Origin of the sequence: Methylobacterium sp. WL18, assembly GCF_008040015.1 — a bacterium.
Classification (GTDB): Bacteria; Pseudomonadota; Alphaproteobacteria; order Rhizobiales; family Beijerinckiaceae; genus Methylobacterium; species Methylobacterium mesophilicum.
On sequence record NZ_VRVD01000237.1, the window covers coordinates 1 to 6,900 of the forward strand.

Consider the following 6,900-nt stretch of genomic DNA (forward strand, 5'->3'; position numbering starts at 1 on the left):
AACCTCATCCGCACCGCATCCGACACGGACAGCCTCAAGACCCGCAGAAAAGCCGCCGCTTGGAACCACGACTACCTCAGAGCCATCGTCACTCAGACCGCCTGATCCCCTTCAAGCGATCGCCCTGGATCCTGGTCCTCGACGACGGCCGCCTGCTCGGCGACGGGCGGCACGACGACCTGCTGCGAACCGTGCCGCTCTACGCGGCTTTGTGGGAGGATTACACGCGCGCCGTGGTCAGGAGCGCGGACCGGGCCATCGAGCCGGCCACCTGACCTTTCCGGGCCGGCCCTATTTGGCCGTCGGGCCGTAGGGCGGGCGCGGGATCGCCCGGTGCGCGGCCCGGAGCGCGGCCGACCAGCGCTCGCGCAGGTCGTGGAAATAACCCTCACCGGCCTCGATCCGATGGTTCACCTCGAGGTCGAGGCCGTTGCGGCGGGCGACCGCGATGTCGATCGGCAGGCCGACGCCGAGGTTCGACCGCATGGTCGAATCCATCGAGACGAGGCTCACTTTCAGGGCGTCGTAGAGGTCGCTCTCGAACTTCACCGCCCGGTCGAGGATCGGCTTGCCATATTTGTGCTCGCCGATCTGGAGGAAGGGCGCGTCGGTGCTGCACTCGATGAAGTTGCCGGCCGAGTAGATCAGGAACAGCCGCATGCCCTCGCCGGCGATCTGGCCGCCGAACAGCAGCGAGATCGAGAACCGGATGCTGGCCGCCTCGAACCCGTCCCGCTCGATCGCCCGCACCCGCCGGATGGCGCGCCCGATGAGCTGCGCCGCCTGGAACATCGTGGGCGCCTCGATCAGCTTCTGCGGCGGCTCGCCGTCGTCGCTGGGCACACCCTCCTGAAGCAGGCTCAGGACCGACTGGGTGATCGACAGGTTGCCGGCCGAAGCCAGCATCATCACCCGCTCGCCCGGCACGTTGAAGTGGTGGAGCTTACGGTAGGTCGAGATGTCGTCGAGCCCCGCATTGGTGCGGGTGTCGGCGACCATCACGAGCCCCTCCTCGACGAGGACACCGACGCAATAGGTCATGGATCTCGGGCTCTCGCGGGGTGGGCTTCCGGCTCCCGTCGAGCCGGCGGCCCGTCTTCCAGGGAATCGGGCGCAGAATCAGGATTGTGCGGCGTCCCTGCCTTGCTCGACGCGGAGCTTGACGTCCAGTGTCTCGGTCCCGCCTCCGGTGCGGCTGCCGCGGATCGGCGCCGCGCCCAGGTAGTCCAGCCCGGTGGCGACCCGGATGGTGCCGTCGGACGGGGTGTCCTGGTAGCAGGCGTCGAACGCCACCCAACCCAGATCCGGCACCAACGCCTCGGCCCAGCCGTGCGGCGCCTCGACATCGGCCTGGCCGTCGCCGCGCGCGCGGTACCCCGCGACGTAGCGGGCCGGGATGCCGAGATGGCGGGCGGCGGCGATGAAGACGTGGGTCAAATCCTGGCAGATGCCCTTGCCGGCGGCGAACGCCGTGGCGGCGGGCACGCCGTTGGCGGCCGGCCCCGGCTCGTAGACCACCGTCTGAGGAACGGCGTCGCGCAGGCGGTGCAGGAGCGCGAGCGGCTTGCTGTCGCCGTCGGTGGCGACCCGCTCGGCGAAGACCTGCAGCTCCGCGCTGGTCGTGCAGAGATCCGTGTCCCGCAGGTAGAACTCGTCAGGCAGGCGCTCGACCGTGCCGCGGACCACCCCGTGGGTATCCTCCGTGTCGACCGAGCCGGTGACCCGGATGGTCAGCGCGTCGGCCGGCGCGTCCGGGGTGAACCAGTGGACGATGTTGCCGAATCCATCCTCGCGGGCGGTCAGCCGCCCGTCGATGGAGGTGTCGATCCGCCAGGTGCGGACATATTGCCCGTCATGGTCCCGCGGCGTCAGGCGCATGACCTGGACGAGGCCGCGGGCCGGGTGCTCGTAGGTGTAGATGGTCTCGTGGACCACGCGGATGCGCATGCGCCGGGCCTGTCTGTCTTTCCGATTGCATCAACCCGAACGGGTGGTGCCGGCGTTCGGGCGACGACGATGCTTCGTCATACGCTCGGCGGATCGTCCCGGATCCGACCTCCGGGACGATCCGCTACCCGACCAGATACTGCTTCGCGATGGCTTCGCCCACCTTGTTGTTCTCCGCGATGAACGCCTCGACGAACTCGTGGAGCCCGGAGTTGAACACGCGGTCGATATCCTCGCTGTCGAGCTTGGCCAGCATGTTTCCGGCCAGGCGCTGGCTCGGGCCGCGGCGACCGTAGGCGTCGGCGACGAGATCGAGATACTCGACGATCACGCCGTAGCAATTGGCGAAGGATCGCGGCATCTGCTTGTTCAGCATCAGGAGGTCCGCCACCAGCAGCGGCTTGACGCTCTCGCGATAGACCCAGTGATAGGCGTTGAAGGCCGAGACTTCGCGCAGGATCGTGGTCCACTGGAAGTAGTCGAGGCTGCCGCCGACCGTCTCGTTCTGCGGCAGGAGGATCTGGTACTTCACGTCGAGGATGCGGGCAGTGTTGTCGGCCCGCTCGATCGCCGTGCCGAGGCGGGTGAACCAGAACGCGTCGTTGCGCAGCATGGTGCGGAAGGCCGAGCCGTCGAAGGTCAGCGAGACGGTCTTCACCCAGTCGAGGAAGCGGCTGAACTCGTCGCGGCTGAGTTCCTTGCCGGCGTAGTTGCGCAGCTCCAGCCAGGCGCCGTTGATCGCGTCCCACATCTCGGTGGTGAGCGCGGTGCGCACCGAGCGGGCGTTCTCGCGGGCCGATTCGATGCAGGAGCGGATCGACGAGGGATTGTGCGGGCTGAAGGCCAGGAAGTCGCAGACCGTGTCGGCATTGACGACGCTGTAATGCGGCTTGAACAGGTCCGGGTCGCCCGCCGAGGCGAGGGCGGATTCCCACTCGTTGGTCTCGCCGCCGCCGTAGCTGCTCGGCAGCGAGGCGAGCCGGTGCGCCGCGTCGAGGATGCGCGCGACGAAGTCGGCGCGCTCCACGTAACGCGAGAGCCAGAAGAGGTTGTCGGCAGTCCTGGAGAGCATGGTGTGCGAACTCGGATCGGCTCGGCGGCAGGCGGCGCGTCTGGATGGGTGAGGCGTTGAACCTTTAAGCGTCGAGCACCCAGGTGTCCTTCGTACCACCGCCCTGGCTGGAATTGACGACCAGGGACCCCTCTTTCAGCGCGACGCGGGTCAGCCCCCCGGGCACGATGCGGATCTGGTCCGCGCCGTTGAGCACGAAGGGCCGCAGGTCGACGTGGCGCGGGGCGACTCCGGAGGCCACGAAGGTCGGGCAGGTCGAGAGCGAGAGGGTCGGCTGGGCGATGAAGCCGTCCGGGGCATGCTTGAGCTTCTTGGCGAAATCCTCGATCTCGCGCTTGCTCGCATGCGGCCCGACCAGCATGCCGTAGCCGCCCGAGCCGTTGACCTCCTTCACCACCAGCTCGGACAGGTTGTCCATCACGTAGGCGAAGGACTCCTTCTCGCGGCAGCGATAGGTCGGCACGTTGTGCAGGATCGGCTCCTCGCCGGTGAAGAACTTCACGATCTCCGGCATGTAGCTGTAGACGGCCTTGTCGTCCGAGATGCCGGTGCCGACGGCGTTGGCCAGGGTCACGGAGCCGCGCTCGTACGCGTTCATCAGGCCCGGCACGCCGAGGACCGAATCGGGACGGAACACCAGGGGATCCAGGAAGTCGTCGTCGAGGCGGCGATAGATGACGTCCACCCGGCGCGGCCCCTCGGTGGTGCGCATGTAGACCACGTCGTCCTTGGTGAAGAGGTCGGACGCCTCCACCAGCTCGACGCCGAGCTTGTCGGCCAGGAACGAGTGCTCGTAGAAGGCCGAGTTGTAGCGGCCGGGGGTCAGCAGCACCACCGTCGGGTCGCGCGTGGTGGAGCCCGGTGCGAGGCTGCGCAAGGTCGCCAGCAGGGCGTCCGGGTAGTTCTCGACCGGCGCGACCCGGTGCTTGGAGAACAGGTCTGGGAACAGCCGCAGCATCACCTCCCGGTTCTCCAGCATGTAGGACACGCCGGACGGGATCCGGGCGTTGTCCTCCAGGACGAAGAAGTCCTTCTCGCCGGTGCGGACGATGTCGATGCCGGCCACGTGGACGTACAGGTCGTGCGGTACCCGGAACGAGCGCATCTCCATCCGGTAATGGGCGTTGCGGTAGACGAGGTCGGCCGGGATGATGCCGGCCTTGATGCATTCCTGCGCGCCGTAGACGTCCTTCAGGAACAGGTTGATCGCGGTCACCCGCTGCTTCAGCCCGCGCTCGAGGAAATCCCACTCCGGCTTGGTGATCACCCGCGGGATGATATCGAACGGGATCAGCCGCTCGGTCGATTCGTTGTCGCCGTAGACCGCGAAGGTGATGCCGATCCGGCGGAACAGCAGCTCGGCCTGGCTGCGGCGGGTGTTGAAATGCTCGGGCGGCGTGGTCTCGAGCCAGGTCTTCAGCTTGCCATAGGCGTCGCGGACGGCGGCCGGGTCGGCGGCGCCGTTGCCGATCCCGTTCATCTCGTCGAAGGCCGTCAACGCCATTCCGATTCTCCCTAACGCTCCCGCTCTTGAGGCAAGAGACGCGCCACCCAGCAGGGCTATACGCGCGGGCACCAACGCTCAAGTCGGCCGGAAGATCAGAACAGCTTGAGGCCTTTCAGGCTGGCATGTCCGTTTCGACCCAGGATGATATGGTCGTGCACGACAATCTTCAGTGGTGCCAACACCGACACGATCTCGCGAGTCATCGCCACGTCGGCGTTGGACGGACTGGGATCGCCCGACGGGTGGTTGTGGGCCAGGATGATCGCGGTCGCCGAGAGTTCCAGGGCCCGGCGGGCGACCTCCCGGGGATAGACCGGCGTGTGATCGACCGTGCCGCGGCCCTGGACCTCGTCGGCGATCAAGTGGTTGCGCTTGTCGAGGAACAGGATGCGGAACTCCTCGCGCGCCGCGAACGCCATGGTGGCCCGCAGATACTCGCTCAGCGCGCTCCAGGAATTGAGCAGTTCGCGCTCGCGCAGTGCGCCGCGGGCGAGCCGCCGTCCCGCGGCCTCGATCAGCTTGAGGTCGGCCGCAACCCCGGCGCTCACGCCCTCGACCTCCATCAGACGGGCCGGCTCGGCACTCAGGACCTCGGCGAAGCTGCCGAACCGGGCGACCAGGGCCTTGGCCAGGGGCTTCACGTCCCGCCGGGGGATCGCCCGGAACAAGACAAGCTCCAGCAGCTCGTAGTCCGGCAGCGCCTCGGCCCCGGCCGCCGCGAACTTCTCCCGCAGGCGGTCGCGGTGGCCATGGAAATGCGGCGGTGGCTCCTTAGCATTGGCGACGGGCGCGGCGCTGTCGGGGAACAGCCCGGCCGCTCCGTCGCCCGCCGCCATGGCCGGTCAGGCCGCCGGGTTGACGGGCTGATGCAGCCCCTTCGGCGAGACCGTGAAGATCTCGACGCCGGTCTCGGTCACCGCCACGGTGTGCTCGAACTGGGCCGAGAGCGAGCGGTCCCGGGTCACCGCGGTCCAGCCGTCGCCCAGGACCTTCACGGCCGGGCGGCCGAGATTGATCATCGGCTCGATCGTGAAGAACTGGCCGGGCTTCAGGGGCACGTCGTAGCTGGCCTCGACGTAGTGCAGGATCGTGGGGGCGTCGTGGTAGATCCGCCCCAGCCCGTGGCCGCAGAAGTCGCGCACCACCGAGCAGCGCTCGCTCTCGGCGAACGTCTGGATCGCCCGGCCGATATCGTTGGTCGATCCGCCCGGCTTCACGGCCGCGACGCCGCGCATCAGCGCCTCGTAGGTGATCTCGCACAGACGCTGCGCCTTGCGGGGAACCTCGCCGACATAGGCCATCCGGCTTGAATCGCCGTGCCAGCCATCGAGGATCAGGCAGCAATCCAGGTTGACGATGTCGCCCTCGCGCAGGGGCTTGTCGTTCGGGATGCCGTGGCAGACCACGTGATTGATCGAGGTGCAGATCGACTTCGGATAGCCGCGATAGAGCAGCGAGGCCGGATAGGCGCCGTGATCCATGGCGAAGGTGTAGGCGAGCTTGTCGAGGTCCTCGGTGGTGACGCCGGGCTGGGTCGCCTCCATCAGGACATCCAGGGCCTCGGCCGTCAGGCGCCCGGCCCGGCGCATGCCCTCGAATCCCTCCGGGCCGTGGATCGGCGGCTCCGGCGCCCGACGCGTACCCTGCGCGGTGGCCTGTTCCTGTTGCATCGTCGAGACTTTTTGCGGCGTCGGAGGACGGGTGTCCCTCATATGTACGGCGCGGGGCGCGGCAGGCCAAGCCGCATGCGCGGAACGGCGCGCGGACGCGCGGCGGGGGAGGCTTGCGCGGGCCGCGGGGCTGGCGGCATAAGCGGGATCATGGCGCCCGGGGATGCCCGGGCAGATTCGCCCCGTGGACGGGTCTGGGGCAGGCGAGGGCCGTATGGCAGGCAAGGCGGTACCGCACTTCCACAACGAGCCGGGCGTCCCGGTGGTCGCTGTCGGGGTGAAGGAATTCATGTGCATCGGCGCGCTGCCGCCGTTCGATCACCCGCACGTGTTCCTCGACATGGGCGCCGACACCGAGATCATCTGCCAGTACTGCTCGACGCTCTATCGCTACCGCGCCGGCCTCAAGGCCGAAGAGGCGGATCCGCAGGCCTGCGTCTGGCACGACACGGCCTCGGTCGCCGCGGAGTAGCACACCCCACATTGCCCACGGACAGTCGAACGCCCTTGGAAATCGGGATCGTCGGGGCCGGGATCGGCGGTCTGACCGCCGCCCTGGCGCTGTCGGATGCCGGGCATTCCGTCACGGTGATCGAGCGCCGCACCGGCTTCAGCGAAGTCGGGGCCGGGATACAGATCTCCCCGAACGCCAGCCGGGTGCTGGCCGACCTCGGCCTCTCCGCGGCGCTGCGCAGGGCCGCGAG

The 6,900-nt window shown here is 68.2% G+C and carries 8 protein-coding genes; 2 read left to right on the top strand and 6 right to left on the bottom strand.

The annotated features are described in order from the left end of the window. Positions 1-291 precede the first annotated feature (291 nt). The 6 genes from FV228_RS16670 to map all read right to left on the bottom strand — a co-directional run bounded on the left by FV228_RS16670 (position 292) and on the right by map (position 6,196). A complete protein-coding gene (locus tag FV228_RS16670; protein ID WP_147855650.1) occupies positions 292-1,041 on the bottom strand; it encodes a peptidase in 750 nt (249 codons plus the stop codon). Between the two features lie 78 nt (positions 1,042-1,119). Beyond that, positions 1,120-1,947, bottom strand: a complete 828-nt coding sequence (locus FV228_RS16675; RefSeq protein ID WP_147855651.1) for a transglutaminase family protein — start codon at positions 1,945-1,947, stop codon at positions 1,120-1,122. 124 nt (positions 1,948-2,071) lie between these two features. After that, positions 2,072-3,019 (bottom strand): alpha-E domain-containing protein, encoded by a 948-nt coding sequence (locus FV228_RS16680; RefSeq protein ID WP_147855652.1) that lies wholly within the window; start codon positions 3,017-3,019, stop codon positions 2,072-2,074. 64 nt (positions 3,020-3,083) lie between these two features. Next, positions 3,084-4,523, bottom strand: coding sequence for a circularly permuted type 2 ATP-grasp protein (locus FV228_RS16685; protein ID WP_147855653.1), 1,440 nt, complete (start codon positions 4,521-4,523; stop codon positions 3,084-3,086). A 95-nt stretch (positions 4,524-4,618) separates the two neighbouring features. Further along, positions 4,619-5,362: a DNA repair protein RadC gene (gene radC / locus FV228_RS16690; RefSeq protein WP_147855654.1), complete on the bottom strand. Its 744-nt coding sequence runs from the start codon at positions 5,360-5,362 to the stop codon at positions 4,619-4,621. Between the two features lie 6 nt (positions 5,363-5,368). Then, positions 5,369-6,196 (bottom strand): type I methionyl aminopeptidase, encoded by an 828-nt coding sequence (map, locus tag FV228_RS16695; RefSeq protein ID WP_147855655.1) that lies wholly within the window; start codon positions 6,194-6,196, stop codon positions 5,369-5,371. A 214-nt stretch (positions 6,197-6,410) separates the two neighbouring features. On the opposite strand from map, the gene FV228_RS16700 reads away from it, so the two are divergent. Together FV228_RS16700 and FV228_RS16705 are read left to right on the top strand one after the other, a co-directional pair. After that, a complete protein-coding gene (locus tag FV228_RS16700) occupies positions 6,411-6,668 on the top strand; it encodes a zinc-finger domain-containing protein (protein ID WP_147855656.1) in 258 nt (85 codons plus the stop codon). 11 nt (positions 6,669-6,679) lie between these two features. Beyond that, on the top strand, positions 6,680-6,900 hold a 221-nt coding region (locus tag FV228_RS16705; protein WP_147855657.1), incomplete at its 3' end, for an FAD-dependent oxidoreductase.